Source organism: Cobetia sp., assembly GCF_983723665.1.
In genome coordinates this window covers 2820-5363 of the sequence record NZ_CFDJES010000108.1, presented here as the reverse complement: position 1 = coordinate 5363, position 2544 = coordinate 2820, and the positions used below count along the sequence as shown (strand labels likewise).

Genomic DNA, 2544 nt, shown 5'->3' with positions numbered 1-2544 from the left:
TCAGCGCGCCGCGGACTCGGTCGAGAGGCTCAGGCTCGGCTTGCGCAGCGCCAGCGGCATCAGCGCCAGCGAGACCGGCAGGCCGATCATCACCGGGTGCAGGCCGAAGGGATGGCCCAGCACCTGCCACAGCACGGCGGTGGCCAGCCCGCCCCACATCATGATCACTCCGCCACGCGGGTCTGGCGTGCGACGGCACAGCGCGACCACCGTCGGCACCAGCACACCGCAGACCAGCATCGCGCTGCCGAGAATCCAGATATCGAGCAGACGCGGTGCATAGAGCGCCAGGCCCAGCGAAATCAAGGACATGGCGACCACCGAGTGACGGCTCATGCGCAGCATGAAGGCATCATCGCGGCCCTTCATGCGCGGCTTGATGATGTCGTTGGCGATGGAGGACGCACCGGCGATGAAGAACGAATCGGCGCACGAGATGATGGTCGCCAGCAGCACGACGACCATGCTGACCATCAGCGGCAACGGCAGGGTGGCCTTGATGATGGCGTAGAAGGACAGGTCCGGATTGGCGACCGCGATATCCAGTCCCAGCTTGGCGAAGGCGCCGATCAGGACCACGGCACCGCCGACCAGCAGCGTGAAGACGATGGCGACGGCGTAACCGGTACGTGCCGCCTTGAGGCTGCGCGCGGCCCAGAAGCGCTGCCACAGGTCCTGGCGCACGAACTGATAGGCGCCGATGGTCAGCATGTAGACCGCCAGTTCATGGCCGGAAATACCGGTCAGGCTCAGGAAGTCAGGGTTGCCTTCGGGCATGGATGCCGCGCTGATGAATTCCCAGCTGCCGCTGGCGTAGTAGACGGTGACCAGCAGGAAGAAGATGCCCAGGGTCTGCAGGGTGCCCAGGATGGCGTCTGACCAGATGACCGCCATCAGGCCGCCCAGCCATGTCTTGGCGGTCAGCAGTGCCCAGGTCAGCAGGATGCCCACCGGCAGTGCCAGGCCGAACACCAGCTTGAGCACCGTGGCCACGGCCACGAACTGCATGCCGGTGATGGCCGCGTAGGCACACAGGATGCTGAGCAGGGTCGGCACCCTGACGCCTTCGCCAAAGCGACTGACCAGGAAATCGGCCAGGGTCACCATGTTGAGGCGCTCGCCTTCGGCGTGGATCTTGCCGATGAAGAAGTACAGGGCAATGCCTGCGAAGGTCATGCCCACCGGCAGCCACAGCTGGCCCATGCCGAAGGTGTAGCCCTTGGAGACGAAGCCCAGCAGGGTAGAACCGCCGACGGCGGTACCGATCAGCGTACAGATCAGCGGGAAGGTCGAGGTGGAACGGCCTGCGACATTGTAATCATCATAGGTCTTGATGCGGCGGAAGAAATAGAGCGAAAGCCCCATCAGAAATACGCCACATGCTATGATCATGATCGAGAGAATGAAGGTTTCTCGGGTATCGAACATCGTCGTGTTTTCCGCTTTATTGATATTGTATTGATCGTCATTACTGTCTTGAGCGAGGGGGAATATATCACTCGAGGGCAGACGTTGGTGACGCGGTGCTGACTTTATTACCATCTGGCGCACCACCGGGAGAGCTTTTCATTGCGCTCTTGTCGGTCGCGCCACTTTCGGGACAGGAACAATCGCCATGCGACCCATACATGACACGCTGGACTGGAACCTGCTGAGAACATTCATCGTCATCGTCCAGGAGGAAAGCGTCAGTCGGGCCGCGGCGCGTCTCTACCTGTCACAGCCAGCGGTGAGTCTGTCACTCAAGCGCCTGGAAGAGCGCCTGGGGCAGCGTCTGATCGAACGGGACAGTCACAGTTTTCGCGTGACCGGGGCGGGGCAGGTGGTCTATCGCGAGGCGGTGGAGATCTACGCCAATGTGGCGCGTCTCGCCTCTGAGGTGGGCAATAGTCATACGGAGATTTCCGGACATGTCTCGCTCCTGTTCATCACCGGCATTGAATGCCGTTTCCTTGATAGCGTGTTCGCACGCTTTCACCGCTGTTTCCCCCAGGTCACCTTCTCGATCCAGGAAATGTCCAGTCACGAGGTGCAGCAGGGTTTGCTGCAGCGCCAGGGGGCCTTGGGTATCTGTCTGGCCCAGCAGACGCCTGAACAGCTGATGTCCCAAGTGCTGGCGCGCCAGAATTACCGCTACTTCTGTGGTCGCATGCATCCGTTGTTCGGTCAGCAGAACCTGCCGATGGATGCGCTGCGCAATGAACGCTATGTCTCCTTTGGCAGTGAGCAGCTCGATGGCGTGCTGTCACCGCTGGCGATGTTCCGTGCCCGCGAAGGCGTGCAGGGCCCGGTGATCGGTCAGTCCAGCAGCCTGCAGGAAATCCGCCGCATGGTGCTGGCCGGTTGGGGCATCGGCTGCATGCCCGAGCACATCGTGCGCCGTGAAGTCGCGGAAGGAGAGTTGTGGCCCCTGCCGCCCTACGGTGGCGTGGCCGATATCGACCTGCACCTGATGTGGCATCGCGAGGCGCGTTTCAGTGCCGCCGAATCCACCTTCGTCAACTTCATGCACAACGCGCTGGCCAAGGTGCCGCTGGAAGAGCG

Annotated in this window: 2 protein-coding genes; one reads left to right on the top strand and one right to left on the bottom strand. The window is 61.9% G+C overall.

The features are described 5' to 3' along the window. The gene (locus tag AC4FAH_RS10925; RefSeq protein ID WP_490246027.1) at positions 1 to 1428 is read right to left on the bottom strand and encodes a sodium:solute symporter family protein; all 1428 of its coding nucleotides are present in this window, start codon (positions 1426 to 1428) and stop codon (positions 1 to 3) included. Positions 1429 to 1615: 187 nt separating this feature from the next. On the opposite strand from AC4FAH_RS10925, the gene AC4FAH_RS10920 reads away from it, so the two are divergent. After that, positions 1616 to 2544: LysR family transcriptional regulator (locus AC4FAH_RS10920; protein WP_490246026.1), on the top strand; the 929-nt coding region annotated here is incomplete at its 3' end.